Here is a 23,885-nt window from a genome sequence, read left to right as displayed (position 1 = left end):
GCGGCCGCTTCGCTCAGGGCTTTCTCAGATCACGAGCCCATTGCTGAGCCGCGACAGCGTGTAGCGCGCGAGGTTGCGCAGGTGCGCCACCACCGCATCTTCGGCGGCGCGCGCGTCGCCCGCCACGTAGGCGTCGAGGATCGCGAGATGCTCCACGCGGTCTTCCTCGATGCGGTTGAACGGGTCGACGACCTCGAACAGGCGGCACAGCACGCGCAGGTGGGCAATGGTCTCCGCGAGCATCTCGTTGCCCGATGCCCGCGCGAAGAGCCCGTGGATCTGGTCGTCGGCCTGCCAGTGGCCGGAGCCCTGGTGGCCCGGCTCGAGCGACACGATCGCCGAACGCAGTGCCTCGATGTCCTTCACCGGCACGCGGCCCAGGGCCAGCGACACGGCCTGCGACTCGAGGCGCTCGCGCACCTGCAGGCACTGGAAGTAGTGCGACGCGGTGATGCGGCGCACCGCATACGAACGTGCGTTGGCGCGCACCAGCAGGCCCTCGCCCTCGAGCCGCAGCAGCGCTTCGCGCAACGGCGTGCGCGACATCCGCAGGCGCTCCGCCAGCCGGCCTTCGACCAGCACTTCCCCGCCCGTGAGTTCGCGCTGCAGAATCAGGCGGCGAACCACTTCATAGGCGCGGTCGGTGAGGTTCTTGGGAGAATTCGTGTCCGCCCCGAGGTGGGCTGCTTCATCGGTCGGCGCGGGGCGCGGTGCGGCAGCACGTCCACGCAACACCATCTTCTTGGGTGCGCCGGGCTTCTTCGCCGTCGCTTTTGCCGTGGACTTGGTTGCGACCGTGGATTTCATATGTTTTGTCTACAAACTGTGTGCAATCGCCGGAGCAGAGCATACGACAGCCGCGCGGCTGCGGAGCGCGACCTGATGAAAGCCCACGGGGACTGCGCACCGAACGTGATGTACGGGAAATCCCTAACGTGAACTGAAACCGGTTTCATATAAGCTGCCAGCATTGCTTTCGAGGCCCCGCACGGTCCCCCGTGCACCGCCGCCGACATGAATTACCAGTTCCAATTCGACGCTGTCTTCGCCGCCTGGCCGTTGCTGCTCAAGGGCACCTGGATCACGGTCCAGCTCTCGCTCTCGGCCACGCTGCTGGGCCTGGTGGTCGCCATCTTCTGCGCCTGGGGCAAGACCTCGGGGCCGGGCTGGCTGCGCTTCATCATCAATGCCTACATCGAGGTGATCCGCAACACGCCGTTCCTCGTGCAGTTGTTCTTCTTCTTCTTCGCGCTGCCCGCCATCGGCTTGCGCTGGTCGCCGCAGACGGCCGCGCTGGTGGCGATGGTGGTGAACCTCGGCGCCTATGCGACCGAGATCATCCGCGCGGGTATCGAGTCGATTCCCAAGGGGCAGATCGAGGCCGGCAGGGCGCTGAACCTCAAGCCGTGGGAGATCTTCCGCTTCGTGATCATCAAGCCCGCGCTGAAGGCGATCTATCCGGCGCTGACGAGCCAGTTCATCCTGCTGATGCTGAGTTCGGCCGTGGTGTCGGTGATCTCGGCCGACGACCTGACCTCGGTGGCCGCCAACCTGCAGTCGCAGACCTTCCGCAGCTTCGAGATCTACATCGTGGTGGCGGGCATCTACCTCGCGCTGGCAATGGCGTTCTCCGCGCTTTTCAAGCTGATCTACAAGCGCACGCTCAACTATCCCGACCGCCGATAGATAGCACGACAGGAAGAAGTCAACATGCGTACCTTCGGCTTTCCCGAATTTCTGTTCATCCTCGAAGCGGCCAAGTGGACGCTGGCGCTCTCGGCCATCGCGTTCGTGGGCGGCGCGATCCTGGGGCTGGCGATCGCGCTGGCGCGCACCTCCGGCTCGCGCTGGGCGCGTGGCATCTCGACCACCTTCATCCAGATCTTCCAGGGCACGCCGCTGCTGCTGCAGCTGTTCCTGGTGTTCTTCGGCGCGCCGGTGCTCGGCCTGGACATCAACCCCTGGGTCGCCGCGGGCGTGGCGCTCATCCTCAACAGCGCGGCATTCCTCGGCGAGATCTGGCGCGGCTGCATCGAAGCCGTTCCGCGCGGCCAGTGGGAGGCAGCCGAGGCGCTGAGCCTCCGGTACCGCGACCGCATGCGCGACGTGGTGCTGCCGCAGGCCTTCAAGATCGCGCTCGCGCCCACGGTGGGCTACCTGGTGCAGATCATCAAGGGCACCTCGCTCGCGGCCATCATCGGTTTCGTCGAGGTCACGCGGGCCGGGCAGATCGTCAACAACGCGACCTTCCAGCCGCTGATCGTGTTCTCGGTGGTGGCCTGCATCTACTTCGCGATCTGCTGGCCGCTGTCGCTGCTGGCGGGACGCATGGAGCGCAAGCGCGCGCGTGCGCTGGCGAGATGAGTACTCCCCCAGTCTTCGCGCACTTCGTGTCGCTTCGCCAACCCCCTCGCCGGGGGCAACACCAGCGGCCCGGCGAAGCCGGTTCCGCGGTGTTCCACGAATAAATCGTCAATCAAGCTGAGTTTCTCGTTGCATTCCTACTTTTTTCAGGAGACACATTCCATGACCCGTACCCCCACGCGCCGCATCGCGCTCGCAGCCCTCGGCCTCGGCGCCGCGCTCACCGTGTTCGCTCCCTTCGCCTCGGCACAGACCGTGGCCGACATCAAGAAAAAGGGCGAGATCACCATCGGCATGCTGGTCGACTTTCCGCCCTACGGCACCACCAACCTGCAGAACCAGCCCGACGGCTACGACGCCGACGTGGCGAAGCTGCTCGCCAAGGACTGGGGCGTGAAGGCCAACATCGTGCCGGTGACCGGCCCGAACCGCATTCCGTTCCTGTTGACCAACAAGGTCGACCTGCTGGTGGCCTCGCTCGCCGTCACGCCCGAGCGCGCCAAGCAGGTGCAGTTCTCGCAGCCCTATGCGGCCGCGACGATCGTGCTGTATGGCGAGAGCAAGAAGGCCATCAAGTCCGCCGCCGACCTGAAGGGCCTGCGCGTGGGCGTGGCCCGCGCGTCCACGCAGGACGTGGCCGTCACGAAGGCCGCGCCCGAAGGCACCGAGATCCGCCGCTTCGACGACGACGCCTCGGCCATGCAGGCGCTGATCTCCGGCCAGGTCGATGCCATCGGCTGCTCGGTGACCGTGGCCGCGCAGATCGCCAAGCGCGTGCCCGCCGGCACCTACGAGAACAAGTTCACGCTGGTGCAGCAGGCGATGGCCATCGCGATGCGTCCGGGCCAGGAAGAGCTGACCAAGGCGGTCAACGAATTCGTGCAGAAGAACACCGCCAACGGCGAGCTCAACAAGCTCTACCAGAAGTGGCTGCAAGCCGACCTGCCGAAGATGCAGTAAACGCCGGAGCGGACACGACAAACGGAGTGAAAAGTCCATGACCGAACCCATCATCCGCATGGAAGCCGTCAACAAGTGGTACGGCGACTTCCAGGTGCTGACCGGCATCGACCTCGACGTGCGCCAGGGCGAGCGCATCGTGATCTGCGGGCCTTCGGGTTCGGGCAAGTCGACGCTGATCCGCTGCATCAACCGCCTCGAGACAGTGCAGAAGGGCCGCATCGTGGTCGACGGCATCGAGCTGACCGCGGGCGGCAAGAACGTCGACGCGGTGCGTGCCGAAGTGGGCATGGTGTTCCAGCAGTTCAACCTGTTCCCGCACCTCACGATCCTCGAGAACTGCACGCTCGCGCCGATGCGCTCGCGCGGCATGTCCAAGGCCGAAGCCGAGGAGGTTGCCATGAAGTACCTCACGCGCGTGCGAATCCCCGAGCAGGCAAGCAAGTACCCCAGCCAGCTGTCGGGCGGCCAGCAGCAGCGCGTGGCGATTGCGCGCGCGCTGTGCATGACGCCCAAGATCATGCTGTTCGACGAGCCCACCTCGGCGCTCGATCCCGAGATGGTCAAGGAGGTGCTCGACACCATGATCGGCCTGGCCGAAGACGGCATGACCATGCTGTGCGTGACCCACGAGATGGGCTTCGCCCGCAGCGTGGCCGACCGCGTGATCTTCATGGCCGACGGCAAGATCGTCGAGCAGGCGCCGCCCGAGCAGTTCTTCGGCAACCCGCAGCACGAGAAGACGCGCCAGTTCCTCGGCCAGATCCTCAGTTCGCACCAGGCACAGAGCTGAATGTCGTTCGAGGTCCTGATTTCCCTCTCGTCCTTCGGGGCGGCCGAGGTGGGCCGGCACGGCCAGCTCTGGTGTTCGCAACTGGCGCGCGCGGCGGGCGCGGATTCGGTCGAGGTGCGCGGCGAGATGCTGCGCGACGCCGAAGCCGAACTGCCCGCGCTACACGGACTTGCCTCGGTGTTCTCGAGCCCCGAGGGCCTTTGGGCCGAGAGCGGTGGGCTCGACGCCGACGCGCTGCTGCGCGGCATTGCATCGGCCACGCGGCTGGGTGCGAAGCGGCTCAAGATGGCGATCGGCGGTTTCCGTGCGTCGTCGTCGCAGGGCTCACTGCGCGAAGTCGAGACGCTGCTCGCCGACACGGGCATCGAACTGCTGATCGAGAACGACCAGACGCCGCGTGCCGGCACGCTGGCCGCGCTGCAGGCCTTCTTCGATGCGGCCGACCGCGCCGGCCTTTCGCTCGGCATGACCTTCGACATGGGCAATTGGCATTGGCTCGGCGAATGCCCGCTGCAGGCTGCGAAGGCGCTCGGCCACCGCGTGCGCTACGTGCATTGCAAGGGGGCGCAACGCCTTGCCCACAAGTGGGTCGCGGTGCCGCTCGATGACTCTGCCGCGCCCTGGCGCGCGGTGCTGCGCGCATTGCCGTCCGACGTGCCGCATGCCATCGAATACCCGCTCGTAGGCGACGATCTCGAGGCCGTCACGCGCGCGCAGATCGCCTTCATCCGTGCTGCACGGGCCCTGGAGCATCCATGACACCACCCACCGCCTTCGATGTCGTGCTGTTCGGCGAAGCCATGCTGCTGCTCGTAGCTGACCGGCCCGGCCCGATCGAGAACGCGCAGTCTTTCCACAAGCGCACCGCGGGTGCCGAGACCAACGTGGCCATCGGCCTCTCGCGGCTCGGGCTCAAGGTGGGCTGGGCCAGCCGGCTCGGCACCGATTCGATGGGCCGCGCACTGCTCGCGACCATGCAGGCCGAGGGCATCGATTGCTCGCACGTGACCTGCGATCCGGCGCAGCGCACCGGCTTCCAGTTCAAGGGCCGCGTCACCGACGGCAGCGATCCGCCGGTCGAATACCACCGCAAGGGCTCCGCCGCGAGCCACATGGGCCCGCCGGATGTCGACGAGGACTGGTTGCGTTCGGCGCGGCACCTGCACGCGACCGGTGTGTTCGCCGCGATCTCCGAGACCAGCCTGCAGGCCGCGCTCAAGTCGATGGACGTGATGCGTGCGGCCGGCCGCACGATCTCGTTCGACACCAACCTGCGCCCCACGCTGTGGTCGTCCACCGAGACCATGCGCCACTGGGTCAACGAACTCGCCGCGCGCGCCGACTGGGTGCTGCCCGGCATCGAGGAAGGGCTGCTGCTCACGGGCCACAGCGAACCCGAGGCGGTGGCACGGTTCTACCGTGAACGCGGTGCGAAGCTCGTGGTGGTGAAGCTCGGTGCCGACGGCGCCTACTACGACAGCGACTTGGCCGGCACAGGCCGCGTCGAGGGCTTTCCGGTCGACGAAGTGGTCGACACCGTGGGTGCGGGCGATGGCTTTGCGGTCGGCGTGGTGAGCGCGCTGCTCGAAGGCCGCAGCCTGCCCGAGGCGGTGCGCCGCGGCGCCTGGATCGGCGCGCGCGCGGTGCAGGTGCTGGGCGACACCGAGGGCCTGCCGACGCGGGCCGAACTCGATCAGGCAGGGCTTTGAAGAACATGATGAAAACCACCGACAACAGCAACAAGAGGAACGTGCTGGTCTTCCGGGCACTCCCTGGTGACCAGCTTGCGCGCCTTTCGGCCGCGCACCACGTGACCGTGGCCGATCCGCGCAAGGAACCCGAGGCTTTCGCGGCTGCGCTCGGCAGCGCGCACGGGCTCATCGGGTCGAGCCATCCGGTCGATGCGGCGCTGCTCGATGCGGCACCACAGCTGCAGGTGATCTCGAGCGTGTCGGTCGGAGTCGACAACTATCCGCTCGCCGAGCTGCACCGCCGCGGCATCGTGCTGTGCCACACGCCCGACGTGCTGACCGAGACGGTGGCCGACACCGTCTTCGCGATCCTGATGGCGACGCAGCGCCGCGTGGTCGAGCTCTCGAACCTCGTGCGCGAAGGCCGCTGGACGAAGAACATCGGCGAAGACCTGTTCGGCACCGACGTGCATGGCAAGACGCTCGGCATCCTCGGCTTCGGCCGCATCGGCCAGGCGGTGGCGCGCCGCGCTGCGCTGGGCTTCGGCATGCCGGTGCTCTACCACTCGCGCCGTCCGGTGGACCTGGCCGCGCAGGCGCCCGAACTGCAGGGCCGCGCCACCCACACGCCGCTCGACGACCTGCTCGCGCGCTCGGACATCGTGCTCGCGATGCTGCCGCTGACCGAGGCCACGCGCGGCATGATCGATGCGGCGTTCTTCGCGCGCATGAAGCCGCAGGCGGCCTTCATCAACGGGGGGCGCGGCGCCACGGTCGACGAGGCGGCGCTGCTGCACGCGCTCGACAACGGCACCCTGCGCGCCGCCGGCCTCGACGTGTTCGCGAAGGAGCCACTGCCGGCCGATTCGCCGCTGCGCACGCACCCGCGCGTGACGCCGCTGCCGCACATCGGCTCGGCCACGCACGAGACGCGGCATGCGATGGCCGAACTGGCAACGACCAACCTGCTGCAGGTGCTGGCCGGCGAGAAGCCGACGGCGCGCTTCGACACGGCCGCCGCATGAGCGCGACCTCGTCTTTCTCCCTCCCCCTCTGGGGGAGGGCAGGGGTGGGGGCCAGCGGCGCAGGAGCAAGACCATGAAAGCCAGCGGCCGCGCCACCATCGCCGATGTCGCCGCCGCGGCGGGCGTCTCCAAGGCCACCGTCTCGCGCTTTCTCAACCACCGCGACCGCCTGCTGAGCCGCGACATCGCCGCGCGCGTGGAAGCGGCGATCGCCGAGCTGGCGTACACGCCGAGCCCGATGGCGCAGGCGCTGAGCCACGGGCGCTCGCGCCTCATCGGCCTGATCGTGGCCGACATCACCAACCCCTACTCGGTGGCGGTGCTGCGCGGCGCCGAGAAGGCCTGCCAGGACGCGGGCTACCTCGTGATGCTGTTCAACCTCGGCAACGAGAGCGAACGCGAGCGCGAGGCCATCCATGCGCTGTCGGGCTACCAGGTCGACGGCTACATCCTCAACACGCTGGGCCGCGGCAGCAACGTGGTCGACGCGGTCACGTTGCACGGCAAGCCCGCGGTGCTGGTCGACCGGCGCCATGCCGGCATGCACACCGACTTCGTCTCGCTCGACAACGCCGACGCGATGAAGAACACCTGCGGCCATCTCGTCGAGGGCGGCTACCGCGAGCTGCTCTACGTGACGGAGCCGCAGCAGGGCGTGAGTTCGCGGCGCGAGCGCACCGCGGCCTTCGGCGCTTGCGTGGCGGCGCACGAGCCGCGTGTGGCCGGCGAGGTGTTCGAGAGCGTCGAGGGCGACAACGAAGGGCTCGACGAGGCGCTGCGTGCGCTGCACCGGCGTGCGAAGCGCGGACGCCGTGCGGCGGTGGTCGCGGGCAACGCGGTGGTCACGCTGCGCGTGGCGCAGGCCATGGCGCGCCTGGGCTGGCAGTTCGGCGAAGAGCTCGGCTTCGTCGGCTTCGACGACACCGAATGGGCGCCGTTGATCGGGCCGGGGCTTTCTACCGTGGCCCAGCCGACCGATGCCATCGGCCGCGCGGCGGCCACCTGCCTGATCGAGCGACTGCGCGGCTTCGAAGGCCCGGCGCGGCAGATGCTGCTGCCGGGGCAACTGGTCGTGCGCGGCTCGTCGGCCGGGCCTGGCTGAATGACAATCGGCGGCTGCAGCACATCAGGAATCCTCAGCAATGAATGACATGAAGAAGAAAGCCGCCATCGGCATGGTCGGCATCGGCCTCATGGGCCACGGCATCGCCAGCAACCTCGTGAAGCACGGCCATCCGCTCACCGTGCTCGAGCATCCGGGCAACCAGCCGCTCGACGCACTCCAGGCCGCGGGCGCGAAGAGCGCCGCGAGCGGCGCCGAACTGGCACGCGGCGCCGAGGTGCTGATCGTCTGCGTCACCGGTTCGCCGCAGGTCGAGGCCGTAGTGCTCGGCGACGGCGGCCTGCTGCAGGGCCTGAAGCCCGGCACCATCGTGATCGACTGCTCCACCGCCATCCCGGGTTCGACCGAGCGCGTGGCCGAGGCGGTGCAGCGCGCGGGCGGGCGCTTTCTCGATGCGCCGATGACGCGCACCCCCAAGGAGGCTGCCGAGGGCCGGCTGAACCTGCTCGTCGGTGGCGACGCCGCGCTGCTCGACGAATGTCGTCCGATCCTCTCGTGCTTTGCCGAGAACATCGTGCACACCGGCGCCGTCGGCACCGGCCACGGCATGAAGCTGCTGCACAACTACGTGTCGCTCGGCGCCGTGGCGCTGATCGCCGAAGCCGCGGCCTGCGCCCAGCGCGCGGGTGTGGACCCGGGCGTGTTCGTCGACGTGCTCGCCAAGGGCGGCGGCGGCGGCGTGGCGCTCGAGCGGCTCAGGGGCTTCATCACGGCCGGCGACCCGAGCGGGCTCAAGTTCGCGATGAGCAATGCGCAGAAGGACCTGGGCTACTACACCGAGATGGCGGGCGGCGCCAACGCGGCGCGCGCCATTGCCGATGCGGTGCTCGGCACCTATGCGGGCGCGGTGGAGCAGGGCGGGGCACAGCGCTACGTGCCGGAGCTGGTGGCGCTGCTCGCGCAGCAAAGCTAGTTCGTGCGGGGCAGCTTGGCCGCCTTGAGCGCCGCGCCCATGACCTCGCGGCCTTCCACCAGCTTCTTGCGGTAGTCGGCACCCGAGAGCGCCACCGGGTCCACGCCGGCGCTCTCGAATGCGCGCACGACCTGGGCGCTCGACGTGGCCGCCATCGCCACGGCTTCCATCTTGCTGCGGATGGCCTTGGGCGTGCCCTTGGGGTACGCCAGGCCGATCCAGGAGTCGATCTCGACGTCGTAGCCTTGTTCCTTGAGCGTGGGCACTTCGGGCAGCTCCTTCCAGCGCATCGGGCTGGCGCTCGCGAGGAAGCGCATCTTGCCGGCCTTCACATGCGGAAGGATGTCCGACGGGTTCTGCACAATCACGTCGACCTGGCCGCCGAGCAGTGCGGCGACGGTCTCCGTGCCGGACTTGTAGTTCACCTCCTCGAACTTTCCGCCGGTCTTGCGGCCGAGTTCGTGCATGGCGACGTTGTTGGGCGCGGACGGCGCACCGAAGAAGATGCCCTTGCCCTGCCTGGCGACGGCCACGAGGTCGGCCATGGTCTGGTAGGGCGAATCGGCGCGCACCGCCACGCCGTAGCGATAGCGCGCGACACCCGCGATGAAGTCGAAATCGTCCACCGTGTAGTCGACCTTCAGCAGGTGCGGCGTGATCGCGATCGTCGAGAAGGTCACCACCCCGAGCGTGTAGCCGTCGGGCTTCTGCCGCGCGAGGTTCGAGACCCCGAGGGTGCCCTGCGCGCCGGCCCGGTTGTGGATGACGACGGTCTTCTTGAGGATGAGCTCCATCGTGTTGCCCAGTGCGCGGGCCGCCACGTCGGTGTTGCCGCCCGCGCCGTAGTTGACGATCAGCGCGAGGTCTTGCGCGGGGAAGGCTTCCGCACCCTGTGCGACGGCGGCGCAGGGCGCGCCCGCCACGAGGAGCGCGGCGGCGCAGCGCGAGAGGAAAGAGCGTTTGCCGAGATGGACAGTGTGGTGTTGCATGTGGGTTCCCTGGGTTTTTTCCGAAGTGTCGAAGTGGCCCCGCGGGGCCGCTGGATGGCGCTCAGCTCATGAAGAAGCCGCCGTTGACGTCGATCACCGCGCCGTTGGTGAAGCCCGCCGCCTCGCTGCAGAGGTAGCGGATCGCCGCACCCACTTCGGCCGGTTCGCCGATGCGCTGGACCGGGATCTGCTGCGCATAGCGGCGGTTGACTTCCTCGCCGGCCTGCAGGGCCATCTGGGTCAGGATGCGGCCCGGCGCCACGCAGTTGGTGGTGATGCCGTACTGCCCCATTTCCGAGGCGATCGCGCGGCTGAGCCCGAGCACGGCCGACTTGGTCAGCATGTAGGCCGGCCCGGCGACGATCGACTTGCCGCGGCCCGCGAGCGACGAGACGTTGACGATGCGGCCCCAGCGCCGCGCCTTCATGCCCGGCAGCACGAGCTGGCAGAGCCGGACGATCGACAGCACGTTGACGTCCAGCGTCTTCTGCACCTCCGCCATGTCGACCTCGAGGATGCCGTTGGAGCGGCCTTCGGCGTTCTTCAGGCTGATGCCGGCGTTGTTGACGAGGATGTCGATGCCGCCGTGCGTGCGCACGATGTCTTCGACCACCTGCCTGCGGCCCGCCTCGTCCGACACGTCGAGCTGCACGGCCGATGCGCGTTCGCGCAGCGCCGCCGGAATGGCGTCGAGCGCGGGCAGGTGCAGGTCGGCGAGCACCACCGTGCGTCCGTCCTGCAGCAGTTCCACCGCGCTGGCCAGGCCGATGCCCTGGGCCGCGCCGGTGACCAGCGCCACGCGCGCAGGATTGTTCGAGCCCGCGCTCATGCCTCGCTCCCCGGCGTGTAGAAGGTGATCGGCGGATAGGCGTTCTCGGCGCACATCACCTCGATCAGGGTGGCGTCCTCGGCCTCTTTCGCGGCCTGGAGCGCAGCGCCGATGTCCGCAGGATCGGTCACGCGCACGCCGCGGATGCCGCAGGCGCGGGCGATGGCGACGTGGTCCACGGGCGAGAAGTCGACGGCCGAGGTGTGGTCGCCGAACTTCAGGTTCTCGGCATGCTTCTGGTAGCCGAGGATGCCGTTGTTGATGAGGATCGTGATGATCTTGATGCCCATGCGCTTGCAGGTTTCCATCTCGGACCAGACGTGGCCAAAGCCACCGTCGCCGACCAGGCAGAACACATGGCCGCCCTGTTGCGCCAGCCGCGCGCCCATGGCCATCGGCATGCCCCAGCCGAGCCCGGCGAGGCCGCGCGGGGTGATGAATCGCTGCCCCGCGCGGCGCGCCGTCAGGTAGTTGGTGACCCACAGCGTCGAGTAGCTCGCGTCGGCCACCACCGTGTCGTCGGGGCCGAGCAGCGCATCGAGCTCCTGCATGATCCGCTCGGGCCGGATCGGGGTGTCGTTGCCGAGCCGCACGGCGGCGGATTCCTGCTGGTGCTTCTGCCGGCCCTCGGCGATGCGCGCCGCGAGCGCCGCGCGCTGGCCCGTGCGGGCCGACAGGTCCATCGTGCGCGCGATGCCGAGCATCGCCTCGAGCCCGAGCCGGGCGTCGCCGACGAGGCGCAGCGCATCGTAGTTGCGGCCGATCTCCTGGCCGTCGATGTCCAGGTGGATGAGCCGCGCGCCGGGCGGATACAGCGTCCAGCTGTCGGTGCCGTTCTGGTTGGTGCGGCTGCCGACCAGGAACACCACGTCGGCCTTGGCGATGAAGTCCTTCAGGTGGCGCCCCGACCCGTTGGGGCCCAGGCAGTTGGCCATGACGCCCAGCGACAGCTCGGCCGTCTCCGCCACCGCGCCCTTGCCCATGTTGGTGGTGGCGACGGGCAGCGCGAGCGCTTCGGCGAAGGCGCTCAGCGCCTCGCAGGCATCCGAGACATGGACCCCGCCGCCCGCCACGACGACCGGCGCCCGGGCACCGGCCAGCGCCGCCACGGCTTCGCGCAGCGCCGCCGCGTCGGGCGTGCTGCGGTCGAGCGGAAAGCGGCCCAGCGACGCCGGGCGCGCCACGCTCGAGCGCACGCCGGGTTCGTTCAGCAGGTCGGCCGGCAACAGCAGCACGACCGGGCCCGGGCGGCCGCTGCAGGCGGCGATGATGGCCTGCTCGACGTAGTCCTCCACGCGCGAGGCCACGTCCACGCGGCGCACCCACTTGGTCACGGGCTTGAACAGGCCGATGTGGTCCAGGTCCTGGAAGGCGTTCTTGTCGGCCTGGTCGCGCGCGATGTCCTGCACCAGCGCGATCACCGGGATCGACACCTTCAGCGCCTCGGCGAGCGGCGCGACGAGCAGCGCCGCGGCCGGGCCGTTCTGGGCCGTGATCACCGCGGGCCGGTGGCTCATGCGCGCATGCGCGTCGGCCATGTAGCCGCCGGCGTTCTCGGTGCGGTAGGCCACCTGCGTGAGGCCGACCTCCTCGGCCGCGAGCACGAACATGCTGGGCAGGCTCTGGCCGAAGAAGCGGTCGATGCCGTGCTTCTTGAGTGTTCTGGCCACAATGTGGCCCACGGTGTCGCGCCTGTTCAGGCCGGGGTTCTGGAGAGGTTTGGACATGCTGCGATCAAAAGTCGGTCAGGAGGATGCAGTGTTTTATAAAATACTGCAGAGTCCTGGCATTAAAACGCGTTCGAACGCCCGTCGCAAACGGGGGTTAACCCTTGGATCGAGTCCTCATGAGTGCCAAGAACCTGACCGAAGTGGTCAGAGAGAAGATCGTCAACCAGCTCATCCACGCCGAGTACCGGCCGGGACACGCCTTCAAGCTGCGGGAAATGACCGAAACGGGCGACTTCGCGGGCATCAGCCAGACGCCGATCCGCGAAGCGCTGCTCCAGCTGGTGGCGAAGGACATCCTGGTGGGCCAGCGCGGGTTTTCTATCCGCGTGCCGAGCCCGACGGTGCAGGGGCTGGCCGAGGTGCGCGCGATCCGCATCCGCCTCGAGGTCATGGCCGCCACGGCGGGCCTCGGGCGGTGGGACGACGAGGGCCTCGCGCGGCTCGCGCAGATCCACGAACGGGTGATGGCGGCCAAGAAGGCGCGCAACACCGACGACATCCTGCGCAGCAACGTCGAGTTCCACTTCGCGCTCTACGCGCCGGCCGACATGCCCTACCTCAGTTCATTGCTGCGCCAGCTCTGGGCCATCACGGGGCCGAGCATCCGGTACCTGTACGAAGGCGAGCAGCCCGCGCCCGTGGAAGGCCGCCACAAGCATGAAGACATCATGGACGCGCTGCGCCTGCGCGATGCGCAGAAGCTGGAGCGCGCCATCTCCGACGACGGCGTGCTGCACGGCGAGAAGATCCTCGCGGCCGTGCGGGAGCGGCTGAACCCCGAGGCGCTGGCGATCCAGGCCTTCAAGAACATCGAGGGCACTCGCAAGCGGCAGCACATCGGCCGCCTCATGAAGAAGAACGGCGCTGGTGGACCCGGGCAGCCGGAGACGCCGCCGGTTTCGTGAGCGCGATGCCGCCCGGTGTCTCGGCGTCGTTCAGTCGACCGACACGGGCCGTGCCACGGCCGCCGCCTGCTGCAGCACATCGTCGGGCATGCCAATGCCCGACGTCTCGTCGAGCGTGACCCAGCCGTCGTCGATCCGCGAGAGCCGTGGACTCAGCGCGCTGCGCAGCGGGTTGTCGTTCGAATCGATCTCGAGCAGGCCGTCGCCGCCCGCCGCGGCGAGCAGGTGCGCCGAGGCCAGCAGGCCGAGTCCGCCGCCGAGGTAGTGCGGGCAGTAGCGCAGCCCGGCGGCACGCGCTTTGGCGATCACTGGCCAGCAGCCAGAGATGCCGCCCCATTTGGCCGCATCGGGCTGCAGCACCGAGAACACCTGCGCGGCGATGGCGCTGTCGAATCCATCCAGGCCGGCGACATTCTCGCCGCCGGCCAGGGGCACCGGCGAGCCCGCCTTCAGCTGCTGCCACTCGGGCCAGGGGCGGTCGGCGCGCAGCGGTTCCTCGAGCCAGTCGAGGCGAAAGGGTGCGAGGCGCGGCGCCATGGCCAGCGCCTCGTCGAGCGACCAGGCCTGGTTGGCATCGACCATCATCGATGCCGCATCGCCGAGCGTCTGGCGCAGGGCCTCGAGGTTGCCCACGTCGCGCTCGGCGCCGAAGCCGACCTTGAGCTTGAAGGCGTTGTGGCCCGCGGCGCGCATGCGCTCGGCGGTCTCGAGCGCGCCCTCGGGGTTGATGCCGCTCGCATAGACGGGAATGCGCGGCTGGCCGCCGAGATAGCGCCAGAGCGGCTGGGCGGCGCGGCGCGCCGCCAGGTCCCAGAGCGCGAGGTCGATGCCCGCGATGGCCTGCGCCATCGGGCCGGGCTCGCCCGACTGGATCGCGAGCACCGCGGTCTGGCGCGTGAGCGCTTCCCATGCCTGCTGCGGGCCTTCGTCGAAGCTTTGGCCTTCTAGCAGCGGTGCCATCACGGAGTGCACCAGGCGCGCGCGGTGCTCGGCGCCGCAGCCCGGAAAGTTGCACCACACCTCGCCCCAGCCGCTCGCGCCGTCCTCGTCGGTCACCTCGACGAAGACGGCGGGGCGGTCGGTCATGGTGCCGAAGGAGGTGCGCACCGGCACCTGCACTGGATAGCGGAACACATGCGCGCGCACGCGGGCAATGGCGAGCGGCGAAACGGGCAGGGCGGGCGTGGGAATGGATGCGTTGTCTTGGTTCATGGCAACAGGTTCATTTCGAGGTGGATGGCGTCGCCGCGGTAGGTGACTTCGCCGAGGTAGACCACGCAGTCGTCCGCGTCGCGGAACACGCGACGTACCTCGGCCACCGGCGAATTGACCGGCACGCCGAGCAGGCGCGCGACCTCCATGTCGGCGGCGCCGATGGTCAGCACCTGGTGCGCCTTGGCGATGCGCAGGCTCTTCAGGCCCACGAGGATCGGGATCACGGGTTCGTCGCGAAAGCGCTTCGGCGTGCGGCGGAACACGGGCTCCGCCAGGTGGATGTTGATGACGCAGTACGGTGCGCCCTCGCGCGAGTGCACGCGGCGCATGAACACGTAGCGATCGGCCGGCCGGCCTTCGCCGGGGCGCAGCGCGGGCGCGACGGTCGATTCGTCGATGTTGACGAGCTGCGGCACGGTGTCGCGGTACATGCGTGCGAGCGCCTCGAGCGAGGTCTCGACGCTGAGCCAGCGCTCGCTGGCCTGGCCAGTGACGAAGGTGCCGCGGCCCTGCTGCGGCGACAGCAGGCCGTCCCGCGCGAGCAGCTCGACCGCCTGGCGCACGGTGACCCGCGCCACGCCGAACTCCTGGCCGAGTTCGTCGAGCGACGGCAAGCGGTGGCCCTGCGGCCAGAGGCCGCGCGAAATGCGCTGGCGCATCAGGTCGGCCAGCTGCAGGTAGCGGGGAATGGGGCTGTCGCCGAAGAGGGGTAAATCCGCACTTGCCATCGAGAGTGTTCTAAAGGTATGGTCTATAGAACCTTTAAACCAATATAGCAGAGCGAAGGGCCAGCGGCCACTTCTTTCATGCTGAGCCGATGGCAGGAGACAACAAGCCCATGCGACAAGGAACGGCCGCGCGCCGAACTGCATTGATCCTCGTCCCGTGGCTGCTGCTGCTGGCCATCTGGTATGGCCTGCGCTACAGCGGCCTCGTCAATCCGGCGCTGGTGCCGGCGCCGCACGAGGTGGCCGAGCGCTTCGTCTCGCTGATGGGCGACCGGCTGCCCATGGACATCTTCATGTCGACGCAGCGCGTGTTCATCGGCGTGACGCTGGGCACAGCAGCGGCGGTTCCGGTGGGCTTCTGCCTCGGGTGGTATCGCGGCGTGCGCAGCTTCATCGACCCGGTGATCAACTTCTTTCGTGCGCTGCCGCCGATTGCGCTGATCCCGCTCGTCATCGTCTACTTCGGCATCGGCGAGGTCGCGAAGACCGTGATCCTGTTCTATGCCTCGTTCTTCGCGGGCGTGATCGTGATGTACGAAGGCATCGCGCAGATCAGCCCGATCTACGTGCGCGTGGCGCGCACGCTGGGCGCGAACGACTTCGAGATCTTCGGCCGCGTGATCGTGCCGCTCACGGTGCCGCACATCCTGACGGCGGTGCGCGTATCGCTCGGCGTGGCGTGGGCCACGCTCGTGGCCTCGGAACTGATCGCGGCGCAGCAGGGGCTCGGTGCGCTGATCCAGAACGCATCGTCCTTCTTCCAGCTCGACATCATCTACGTCGGCATCATCTCCATCGGTTTCATCGCGCTCGCGATGGATCTGCTGCTGCGCGCCGCCACACGGCGCCTGGTGGCCTGGCAGGACAGACTGGCATGAACACGCTCGCGAACGGCACCCCGCGCATCCGCTTCGACAACGTGGCGGTCGAATTTCCCACCGCGCAAGGCCCTATGCGGGTGCTCGACGGCGTGAGCCTCGACATCCACCAGGGCGAGTTCGTCTCGATCATCGGGCCCTCGGGCTGCGGCAAGACGACGCTGATGAACATGCTCGCGGGCTTCGTGCAGCCCACCGAGGGCCGCGTGCTGCTCGACGGCGAGCCGGTGACGGCGCCGGGGCCCGACCGCGGCGTGATCTTCCAGGAGTACGGCGTCTTTCCGTGGCTCACGGTGCGGCAGAACATCGCGTTCGGCCTCGGCCTGAGGTCCAACCGCGTGCCCAGGTCGGAGCATGCCGGCATCGTCGAGCGTTACATGCAGCTCATGGGGCTGGGCGACTTTGCCAACCACCATCCCAAGCACCTGTCCGGTGGCATGCGCCAGCGCCTGGCCCTGGCGCGCGCCTATGCGGTAAAGCCCGAGTTCCTGCTCATGGACGAGCCCTTCGGCGCGCTCGACGCGCAGACCCGCAGTGCCATGCAGGACCTGCTGCTCGAGGTGCTGCAGGCCGAGGGCAAGACCGTGATGCTGATCACGCACTCGGTGGACGAGGCAATCTATCTCTCGTCGCGCATCGTCGTGGTGACCGCGCGGCCGGCGCGCATCCGCACCGTGATCGACGTGCCCTTCGGCTATCCGCGCGGCGAGGCGGTGCACGAGGACCCGCGCTTCGCGCAACTGCGCGCGCAGATCCGCGAACTGGTGATGCAGGAGTACGCGGCCCAATCGAAGCAGCAGGTCCGCCTGGCCGATTGATTTTCATTTTGGTAGAGCTTGAAAGGAAGAACGACATGTCCCTCCAACGCAGAACAATCCTCGCAGGCGGCGCCGCCGTCGCGGCCTCCAGCCTCGCGCTGCCGGCCTGGGCGCAATCGCGCATCAAGGTCAACGTGGGCTACCTGCACACGCCCGCCGTCGACGGCCAGATCTGGCTCGGCCAGGAGATGGGCACGTTCGCCAAGCAGGGGCTCGACCTGCAGCTGCGCCAGTTCACCACCGGCCTGGAGATCTTCCAGGCGATGGTGGGCGGCAGCCTCGACGTGCTGGCCACCGGCGCGGTGCTGTCGAACTTTCCCGCCCGCGGCCAGGGCAAGGTGTTCCTGATCAACAACATCGAGTACGCGACTGCGCAGCTCTGGGTGCGCGAGGACGCGGGCGTGAAGACGCTGGCCGACCTGAAGGGAAAGCAGATCTCCACCACCACCGGCACCACCGCGCACGTGTTCCTCGACCGCGCGCTGCGCTCGGCGCAGCTCGACCCGGCCAAGGACGTGCGCATCGTCAACCAGCGCATGTCCGAGGCCGTGACCTCGTTCATCTCGGGTGCGGTGCCGGCGGTGGCGCTGTGGTCGCCGTTCGACACCACGGTGCGCGAGAAGGCGCCCGGCGCAAAGAAGCTGATCGATGCCTCGGCCTTCTTCCCGCAGGCGGCCATCGTCGGCGGCTGGGCCGCGCGCAACGACTACTACGAGAAGAACAAGCCGGTGCTGCAGAAGCTCATCGCCGGCTGGCTGCCCGCCAACGAGCGCATGGTCAACGACCCCGACGGCGCGGCCGCCGCGCTGCAGAAGTCGCAGTACAAGGAAGTGCCGCTCGCGCAGTTCAAGGAGCAGTTCAAGGCCAGCAAATACTACTCGTCGGCCGAGTGGCGCGCCAAGTACGCCGACGGCACGGTCGCCAACTGGCTGCAGCAGGTGACGGATTTCTTCGTCTCGAACGCCAACATCCAGAATGCGCTGAGCGCAAAGCAGTACTTCGATCCGGCGCTGTTCGCCGCGCTGGTCAAGGCGTGAGGGCGCGGCGCGGATGAGCGGATCGACCCAGGGCTTCGACCACATCGTCGTGGGTGCCGGTTCCGCCGGCTGCGTGCTTGCCAACCGGCTCAGCGCCGATGCGCGCCGGCGCGTGCTGCTGCTCGAGGCGGGCACCGACAGCCGGCACTTCTGGCTGAGGTTGCCGGTGGGCTACTTCCGCTCGATCTACGACACGCGCTTCTCGTGGCAGTTCGAGACCGAGCCGCAGCACGAGACCGGCAACCGCCGCATCGTCTGGCCGCGCGGCAAGGTGGTGGGTGGATCGAGCGCAATCAACGGGCTGATCTACATCCGCGGCCAGCGCGCCGACTTCGATGACTGGGCCGCGGCCGGAGCCACCGGCTGGAGCTACCGCGAGCTGCTGCCGTTCTTCAAGAAATCCGAGCGCTACGACGGCGGCGAGACGACGTACCACGGCGGCGCGGGCGAGCTGCGCGTGTCGAACCTGCGCAACGACCATCCCTACTGCGCCGCTTGGCTTGCGGCTGGCGCGCAGGCCGGCTTTGCACAGAGCGACGACTTCAACGGCGAACGCGACGAGGGCCTGGGCACCTACCAGCTCACTCTCGGCGGGCGCTGGCGCTGCGATGCGGCCACGGCCTTTCTCGCGCCGGTGCGGCAGCGGCCCAACCTGCAGCTGCGCAGCGGCGTGCGCGTGACGCGCCTGCTCGTCGAGCAGGGCCGCGCCGTCGGCGTGGAGTGGCTCGACGCGCACGGCCAATTGCAGAGTGCGCGCGCCGACGCCGAGGTGATCCTTGCGGCCGGTGCGCTGCAGACGCCGCAGCTGCTGCAGCTCTCGGGCATCGGCCCGGCCGATGCGCTGCGCGCCCACGGTATCGCGGTCGAGGCCGATGCGCCCGAGGTCGGCGCCAACCTGCAAGACCACTACCAGGCGCGCGTCATCGTCAAGCTGCGCGAGCGCATGTCACTCAACGACCAGGTGCGAAGCCCCTTCGGCCTGGCAAAGATGGGCGCGCAGTGGCTGTTCTCGCAGAGCGGCCCGCTGACCGTGGGCGCGGGGCAGGTGGGCGGCATGGTGCGCACGCCGGTCGCCAAGGACGCGCGCGCCGACGTGCTGTTCAACGTGATGCCGCTGTCGGTCGACAAGCCCGGCGATCCGCTGCACGGCTTCTCGGGCTTCTCGGCTTCGGCCGCGCAGTGCCGGCCCGAGTCGCGCGGCCGCGTCGCGCTGCAGAGCGCCGATCCACTCGCGCCGCCGCGCATCACGACCAACTACCTGGTCGAGCCGCACGACGTGAAGGTGCTCGTCGAGGGCCTGAAGATGCTGCGCGACATTTATGCGCAGCCCGCGTTCCGCGATCTCGTGACCGGCGAGGAATACCTGCCCGGCAACGGCGTGCAGGACGATGCGCAGCTGGCGCGCTTCGCGCGCGAGAAGGGAGGCACGGTGTTCCATCCCGTCGGCACCTGCCGCATGGGCGGCGACGCACGCTCGGTGGTCGATGCGCAACTGCGCGTGCGCGGCATCGAGCGCCTGCGCGTGATCGATGCCTCGGTGATGCCGACGATGACCTCGGCCAACACCAACGCGGCAGCGATCGTGATCGGCGAGAAGGGCGCCGACCTCGTGCTCGCGCAGCCTTGAATTCCTAAGTTCGCACGCCGCGTTGCAACTCGCAACGCTTCGTGTGCTGCACGCATCAACCGCGCACGAACTGCTGCGCGTTCGTTGACCTGTCACCTCGAAATCCTAGTCTTGCGGCTGCCTTGCCGAGGCGGCAGGGATTTCTTCGGTTCGGACAACGGAGTCGTCATCCATGAGCAAGTTCACTTCCTGGCGCGCGTGCATCGCGCTTTCGTTCATCGCCAGCCTTGGCGCCTGTGGCGGTGGCGATGGTGGCGGCGGCGCGGCGGGCTTCGCCGCCCCCCTGTCGAGCAAGACCGAGGCCCCGGCCGTGGCCGATGCGCAAGCCCAGCAGGAACAGGCGCAGCCCAACGTCAGCTTCGCGCCCTGAGCCCCATCAAACGACAAGCACAACACCCCATGACCTCACGCCGCAATTTCCTTCAGAGCGCCGCGGGAACCGGCATTGCCGCCGCCACGCTGGCCACTTTTCCGCCGAGCATCCGCCGCGCGCTCGCGATTCCCGCACACCGCGAGACCGGCACCATCAAGGACGTCAAGCACGTCGTGCTGCTGATGCAGGAGAACCGTTCGTTCGACAGCTACTTCGGCACCTTCAAGGGCGTGCGCGGTTTCGGCGACCGCTTTGCCGTGCCCACGCCGAACGGCAAGAACGTCTTCCACCAGACCTATACCAAGACCTCGCCGCCCACCACCTACGTGCCCTACCACCTCGACGAAAGCAAGGGCAACGCGCAGCGCGCCGGCAGCACGCCGCACAGCTGGGCCGACTCGCAGGCTGCGTGGGACCACGGCCGCATGTACAAGTGGCCCGATGCGAAGAACCCGCTGTCGATGGGCTACTACGAAGCGGCCGAGGTCGCATTCCAGCGCTCGCTCGCCGATGCCTTCACGCTCTGCGACCACTACCACTGCGGCATGCACACCGGCACCATCGCCAACCGCCTGTTCTACTGGAGCGGCACCAACGGCCCGAACGGCATCAGCCCGGTCGACGGCGGCAAGGTCCGCATCGCAGCGCTGAACAACCAGTTCAACGGCGGCAACGACATCGGTGCCTCGACCGAAGGCTGGACCTGGACCACCTACGCCGACCGCCTCGAGCAGGCCGGCGTGAAGTGGAAGGTCTACCAGAGCCTGGTCGACAACTTCGGCTGCAACGAGATGATGGGTTTTCGCCACTGGCGCGCGGCCATCGAGCAGATGCCGCCCGCGCGCCGGCCGGTGTACGTGCCCGCAACCGACATCACGCAGCCGGTGACCGCGGCCGGCCCGTTCTACGACCCCGTGGTCGACGACACCCTGAGCCCGCTCGCCAAGGGTTTCCACAACACCATGCCGCACGGCTTCCTAGAGACCTTCCGCGAGGACATCCAGAACGGCCGGCTGCCCGCGGTGTCGTGGATCATCGCGCCCTCGGTCTACAGCGAGCATCCCGGCCCGTCGAGCCCGGCCAAGGGCGGCTGGTATGTGCAAGAAGTGCTGGACGCGCTGACCGCCAACCCCGAGGTCTGGAGCAAGACGGTGCTGCTCGTGAACTACGACGAGAACGACGGTTTCTTCGACCATGTGCCCACGCCGTCGGCACCCTCGCGCAACCCCGACGGGACGCTGGCCGGCGGCACCACCATGGCGGCCGACGACGTGGCGGTGGAGTACCACGACTGGACGCCGGCAACGCCCAAGCAGCCCGCGCAGGACGGCCGCCCCTACGGCCCCGGTCCGCGCGTGCCGCTGTGGGTGGTGTCGCCGTGGAGCCGCGGCGGCTGGGTCAACTCGCAGGTCTGCGACCACACCTCCACGCTGATGTTCCTCGAGAAGGTCACGGGCGTGGCCGAGCCGCAGATCAGCCCGTTCCGCCGCGCGGTCTGCGGCGACCTCACGAGCGCGTTCAACTTCGACCGTCCCAACGACGAGCCGCTGCCGACCCTGTCCGGGCGCAGCACCAAGGCCGAGGTCGATGCGCGCACCGCCGCGCAGCAGGCCATGCCGAAGATCGAACCGCCCCTGGATGCCGCGCTTCCGCAGCAGGCCACCGGCGTGCGGCCCTCGCGCGCCCTGCCGTACGAACTGCACACCAGCGCGCGCAGCGACGCGACCAACGGCCGCATCCAGCTGCTCTTCGCCAACAGCGGGCGCGCCGCGGCGGTGTTCCATGTCTATGACAAGCTGCACCTCGCCGACCAGCTGCCGCGCCGCTACATGGTGGAGCCCGGCAAGCGGCTCGACGGCCATTGGAACGCGATGACCGACAACGCCGGGCGCTACGACCTTTGGGTGCTGGGCCCGAACGGCTACCACCGGCAGTTCAAGGGCGACCTCAACGCACTGCGCGCGGGCGGCGCGGCATCGCCCGAGATCCGCGTGGGCTACGACGCACGCCGCGGCGACCTGTACCTGCAGCTGCGCAACGACGGGCGCCGCGACTGCGTCTTCACCGTGCAGTCGAACAAGGCCTATGCGCGGCCACGGGTGCTCGGCGGCGGACGCTGGGTGCACGGCGACCGCGACCGTGACGGCGGGCCGGGCAAGGGCCACGGCCACGGGCATGGCCATGGTGGCGGTCGGCCGGACGACGACTGGACGGTGCGTGTGGAAGGTGGCGGCGAGACCCTGCTGAGCTGGAGCCTCGAGGCATCGGGCCAGTGGTACGACCTGGCCGTGCGCTGCGATGCCGACAAGGCGTTCTACCGCCGCCTTGCGGGCCGGATCGAGACCGGCCGCCATGCAGTGAGCGATCCGGCGATGGGCATGGCCGACCGCTTCTGAGCGAGCGGTGCGGCCTTGGCCGAAGTTGTTTATTCCACTTCGGCGATCAGCTCGATCTCGACGCAGGCGCCCATCGGCACCTGCGCCACGCCGAACGCGCTGCGCGCATGCGCGCCCTTCTCGGGACCGAAGACCTCAGCGAAGAATTCGCTCGCGCCGTTGGTCACGAGGTGCTGCTCGGTGAAGGTGCCGACCGAGTTGACGAGGCTCATCAGCTTGACGATGCGCTTGACCTTGTTCAGGTCGCCGACGGCCGCATGCAGCGTGCCGAGCAGGTCGATGGCAATGGCACGCGCGGCCTTCCTGCCTTCGTCGGTGTTGACATCGGCGCCGAGCTGGCCAACCCAGGGCTTGCCGTCCTTGCGTGCGATGTGGCCCGAGAGAAACACGAGGTTGCCGGTGCGCACGAAAGGCACGTAGGCCGCGGCGGGCGTGGCCACCGGGGGCAGGGTGATGCCGAGGCTGGAAAGCTTGTCGTAAACGCTCATGATGGGTCCTTGTCCTGGGGTTGCGAAAACTGAGTCTGTGATTGTGACGGCGCTGCCTGCGCGGCCGCGTCGCCCTGCAGTTCGTCGAGCGGGCGCACCGTCACGCCCACGTCGAGCGTGTGGCGCGCGCCGCCGTGCAGCACGCCGCGCATCGGCGACACGTCGGCATAGTCGCGGCCGATGGCGAGTGCCACGTAGTCCTCGCCGGGCTGGCGGCCGTTGGTGGGATCGAATTCGGCCCAGCCGCCGGCGTCTTCGCTGTTGCCGTCGCCCCTGCTGCCGCCCGGCAGGTAGAGCGCGACCCACGCGTGCGACGCATCGGCGCCCACGAGCCGCGGCTGGCCGGGCGGCGGCTGGGTCAGCAGGTAGCCGCTCACGTAGCGCGCGGGCAGCCCCAATGCGCGCAGGCACGCGATCATGATGTGGGCGAAATCCTGGCACACGCCCCTGCGCTGCGCGAGCGCCTCGACCGCGGGCGTGTTGATCTCGGTGCTGTCGGCGTCGTACTCGAAGTCGCGGTACATGCGCTCGGTCAGGTCCATCGCGGCCTCGAAGGCGGGGCGCTCGGGCGTGAAGCTGGCGCGCGCATAGGCCGCGAAATCGTCGTGGCGCGGCACGTAGGGCGAGGGAAAGACGAACTCCGAGGCCGCATCGAACACCGCGCCCTTGCGGTAGCGGAAGCGCTCGCGCACGGCCTCCCAGGGCAGCGCGCGCGCCACGCCGGGCGCGAGTTGCGGCACCGAGGTCTCGACCACGCTCTCGGCCGTGACCACCAGGCTCTCGTGCGTGGCATCGAGTGCGAAGAAGGCGCGCGTGTTGCCGTAGACGTCGGGCACCTCGTTGCGCTGCGCGGGTGCCGGGTCGATCGTGAGCCGGTGGCTCACGAGGCGCTGCGACGCGGTGTCGAGCGGCTTCAGGTGGGCCAGGTGCTGCGCGGTTTCGACCGGGGGCGAATAGGCGTAGCGGGTTTCGTGCGTGACGTGGAGAAGCATGGGTGTCGCGG

At 68.8% G+C, this 23,885-nt stretch carries 24 protein-coding genes; 16 read left to right on the top strand and 8 right to left on the bottom strand.

From position 1 onward, the window contains the following. Positions 1 to 24 precede the first annotated feature (24 nt). Complete coding sequence (locus tag AC3A6G_RS01535) at positions 25 to 807, bottom strand: GntR family transcriptional regulator (protein WP_487872873.1); 783 nt, start codon at positions 805 to 807, stop codon at positions 25 to 27. A 207-nt stretch (positions 808 to 1,014) separates the two neighbouring features. On the opposite strand from AC3A6G_RS01535, the gene AC3A6G_RS01530 reads away from it, so the two are divergent. The 9 genes from AC3A6G_RS01530 (at position 1,015) to AC3A6G_RS01490 (ending at position 8,869) form a co-directional block, all read left to right on the top strand. Further along, entirely contained in the window at positions 1,015 to 1,686 is a 672-nt protein-coding gene (locus tag AC3A6G_RS01530) for an amino acid ABC transporter permease (RefSeq protein WP_487857939.1), read from the top strand. A 24-nt stretch (positions 1,687 to 1,710) separates the two neighbouring features. Then, positions 1,711 to 2,364 carry an amino acid ABC transporter permease gene (locus AC3A6G_RS01525; RefSeq protein ID WP_487872872.1) on the top strand — a complete coding sequence of 218 codons (654 nt, stop codon included), beginning with the start codon at positions 1,711 to 1,713 and terminating at the stop codon, positions 2,362 to 2,364. A 162-nt stretch (positions 2,365 to 2,526) separates the two neighbouring features. Continuing rightward, on the top strand, positions 2,527 to 3,324 hold the full coding sequence (locus tag AC3A6G_RS01520) for a transporter substrate-binding domain-containing protein (protein WP_487857937.1): 798 nt from the start codon (positions 2,527 to 2,529) through the stop codon (positions 3,322 to 3,324). A gap of 37 nt (positions 3,325 to 3,361) precedes the next feature. Next, a complete protein-coding gene (locus tag AC3A6G_RS01515) occupies positions 3,362 to 4,117 on the top strand; it encodes an amino acid ABC transporter ATP-binding protein (protein WP_487857936.1) in 756 nt (251 codons plus the stop codon). After that, on the top strand, positions 4,118 to 4,876 hold the full coding sequence (locus tag AC3A6G_RS01510) for a sugar phosphate isomerase/epimerase family protein (protein ID WP_487872871.1): 759 nt from the start codon (positions 4,118 to 4,120) through the stop codon (positions 4,874 to 4,876). It begins immediately after the preceding gene. Then, positions 4,873 to 5,826: a sugar kinase gene (locus AC3A6G_RS01505; protein WP_487872870.1), complete on the top strand. Its 954-nt coding sequence runs from the start codon at positions 4,873 to 4,875 to the stop codon at positions 5,824 to 5,826. Before AC3A6G_RS01510 ends, AC3A6G_RS01505 begins: the two co-directional genes overlap by 4 nt. 5 nt (positions 5,827 to 5,831) lie before the next feature. Further along, positions 5,832 to 6,833 carry a 2-hydroxyacid dehydrogenase gene (locus AC3A6G_RS01500; RefSeq protein WP_487872869.1) on the top strand — a complete coding sequence of 334 codons (1,002 nt, stop codon included), beginning with the start codon at positions 5,832 to 5,834 and terminating at the stop codon, positions 6,831 to 6,833. Between the two features lie 73 nt (positions 6,834 to 6,906). Beyond that, positions 6,907 to 7,935: a LacI family DNA-binding transcriptional regulator gene (locus AC3A6G_RS01495; RefSeq protein ID WP_487857932.1), complete on the top strand. Its 1,029-nt coding sequence runs from the start codon at positions 6,907 to 6,909 to the stop codon at positions 7,933 to 7,935. Between the two features lie 49 nt (positions 7,936 to 7,984). Next, positions 7,985 to 8,869, top strand: coding sequence for an NAD(P)-dependent oxidoreductase (locus AC3A6G_RS01490; protein WP_487858614.1), 885 nt, complete (start codon positions 7,985 to 7,987; stop codon positions 8,867 to 8,869). Here the strand turns inward: AC3A6G_RS01490 and AC3A6G_RS01485 are convergent. The 3 genes from AC3A6G_RS01485 to AC3A6G_RS01475 all read right to left on the bottom strand — a co-directional run bounded on the left by AC3A6G_RS01485 (position 8,866) and on the right by AC3A6G_RS01475 (position 12,414). After that, positions 8,866 to 9,858 carry a Bug family tripartite tricarboxylate transporter substrate binding protein gene (locus AC3A6G_RS01485; protein WP_487872868.1) on the bottom strand — a complete coding sequence of 331 codons (993 nt, stop codon included), beginning with the start codon at positions 9,856 to 9,858 and terminating at the stop codon, positions 8,866 to 8,868. The genes AC3A6G_RS01490 and AC3A6G_RS01485 overlap by 4 nt on opposite strands. 61 nt (positions 9,859 to 9,919) lie before the next feature. Then, the gene (locus AC3A6G_RS01480) at positions 9,920 to 10,687 is read right to left on the bottom strand and encodes a 3-oxoacyl-ACP reductase (RefSeq protein ID WP_487872867.1); all 768 of its coding nucleotides are present in this window, start codon (positions 10,685 to 10,687) and stop codon (positions 9,920 to 9,922) included. After that, positions 10,684 to 12,414, bottom strand: coding sequence for an acetolactate synthase catalytic subunit (locus AC3A6G_RS01475; protein WP_487872866.1), 1,731 nt, complete (start codon positions 12,412 to 12,414; stop codon positions 10,684 to 10,686). The genes AC3A6G_RS01480 and AC3A6G_RS01475 overlap by 4 nt, the downstream gene beginning before the upstream one ends. A 119-nt stretch (positions 12,415 to 12,533) precedes the next feature. Between AC3A6G_RS01475 and AC3A6G_RS01470 the strand changes: the two genes are divergently transcribed. After that, positions 12,534 to 13,322 carry a GntR family transcriptional regulator gene (locus tag AC3A6G_RS01470; RefSeq protein WP_487857928.1) on the top strand — a complete coding sequence of 263 codons (789 nt, stop codon included), beginning with the start codon at positions 12,534 to 12,536 and terminating at the stop codon, positions 13,320 to 13,322. A gap of 30 nt (positions 13,323 to 13,352) precedes the next feature. On the opposite strand, the gene AC3A6G_RS01465 is transcribed toward AC3A6G_RS01470, so the two are convergent. Beyond that, complete coding sequence (locus tag AC3A6G_RS01465) at positions 13,353 to 14,534, bottom strand: mandelate racemase/muconate lactonizing enzyme family protein (protein WP_487857927.1); 1,182 nt, start codon at positions 14,532 to 14,534, stop codon at positions 13,353 to 13,355. Beyond that, positions 14,531 to 15,265 carry a GntR family transcriptional regulator gene (locus tag AC3A6G_RS01460; protein ID WP_487857926.1) on the bottom strand — a complete coding sequence of 245 codons (735 nt, stop codon included), beginning with the start codon at positions 15,263 to 15,265 and terminating at the stop codon, positions 14,531 to 14,533. Before AC3A6G_RS01460 ends, AC3A6G_RS01465 begins: the two co-directional genes overlap by 4 nt. Before the next feature lie 110 nt (positions 15,266 to 15,375). Here AC3A6G_RS01460 and AC3A6G_RS01455 point away from each other — a divergent pair, with 110 nt between their 5' ends. The 6 genes from AC3A6G_RS01455 (at position 15,376) to AC3A6G_RS01430 (ending at position 22,394) form a co-directional block, all read left to right on the top strand. Continuing rightward, positions 15,376 to 16,143, top strand: coding sequence for an ABC transporter permease (locus tag AC3A6G_RS01455; RefSeq protein ID WP_487857925.1), 768 nt, complete (start codon positions 15,376 to 15,378; stop codon positions 16,141 to 16,143). Further along, positions 16,140 to 16,961 (top strand): ABC transporter ATP-binding protein, encoded by an 822-nt coding sequence (locus tag AC3A6G_RS01450; protein WP_487857924.1) that lies wholly within the window; start codon positions 16,140 to 16,142, stop codon positions 16,959 to 16,961. Before AC3A6G_RS01455 ends, AC3A6G_RS01450 begins: the two co-directional genes overlap by 4 nt. A 35-nt stretch (positions 16,962 to 16,996) precedes the next feature. Continuing rightward, positions 16,997 to 17,998 carry an ABC transporter substrate-binding protein gene (locus AC3A6G_RS01445; protein ID WP_487857923.1) on the top strand — a complete coding sequence of 334 codons (1,002 nt, stop codon included), beginning with the start codon at positions 16,997 to 16,999 and terminating at the stop codon, positions 17,996 to 17,998. A 13-nt stretch (positions 17,999 to 18,011) separates the two neighbouring features. After that, on the top strand, positions 18,012 to 19,625 hold the full coding sequence (locus tag AC3A6G_RS01440; protein ID WP_487857922.1) for a GMC family oxidoreductase: 1,614 nt from the start codon (positions 18,012 to 18,014) through the stop codon (positions 19,623 to 19,625). A 172-nt stretch (positions 19,626 to 19,797) separates the two neighbouring features. After that, a complete protein-coding gene (locus AC3A6G_RS01435; protein ID WP_487857921.1) occupies positions 19,798 to 19,995 on the top strand; it encodes a hypothetical protein in 198 nt (65 codons plus the stop codon). 29 nt (positions 19,996 to 20,024) lie between these two features. Then, entirely contained in the window at positions 20,025 to 22,394 is a 2,370-nt protein-coding gene (locus AC3A6G_RS01430) for a phosphocholine-specific phospholipase C (protein ID WP_487872865.1), read from the top strand. A 29-nt stretch (positions 22,395 to 22,423) separates the two neighbouring features. Here the strand turns inward: AC3A6G_RS01430 and AC3A6G_RS01425 are convergent, their stop codons facing one another. Further along, complete coding sequence (locus AC3A6G_RS01425) at positions 22,424 to 22,882, bottom strand: RidA family protein (RefSeq protein WP_487857919.1); 459 nt, start codon at positions 22,880 to 22,882, stop codon at positions 22,424 to 22,426. After that, positions 22,879 to 23,874, bottom strand: coding sequence for a transglutaminase family protein (locus tag AC3A6G_RS01420; protein ID WP_487872864.1), 996 nt, complete (start codon positions 23,872 to 23,874; stop codon positions 22,879 to 22,881). Before AC3A6G_RS01420 ends, AC3A6G_RS01425 begins: the two co-directional genes overlap by 4 nt. Between the last annotated feature and the right edge of the window lie 11 nt (positions 23,875 to 23,885).

The sequence above is a fragment of the Variovorax sp. Soil_C_26 genome, assembly GCF_057657075.1.
The sequence above is the reverse complement of the archived record's forward strand: the minus strand, read 5'-3'. Positions and strand labels throughout refer to the sequence as shown.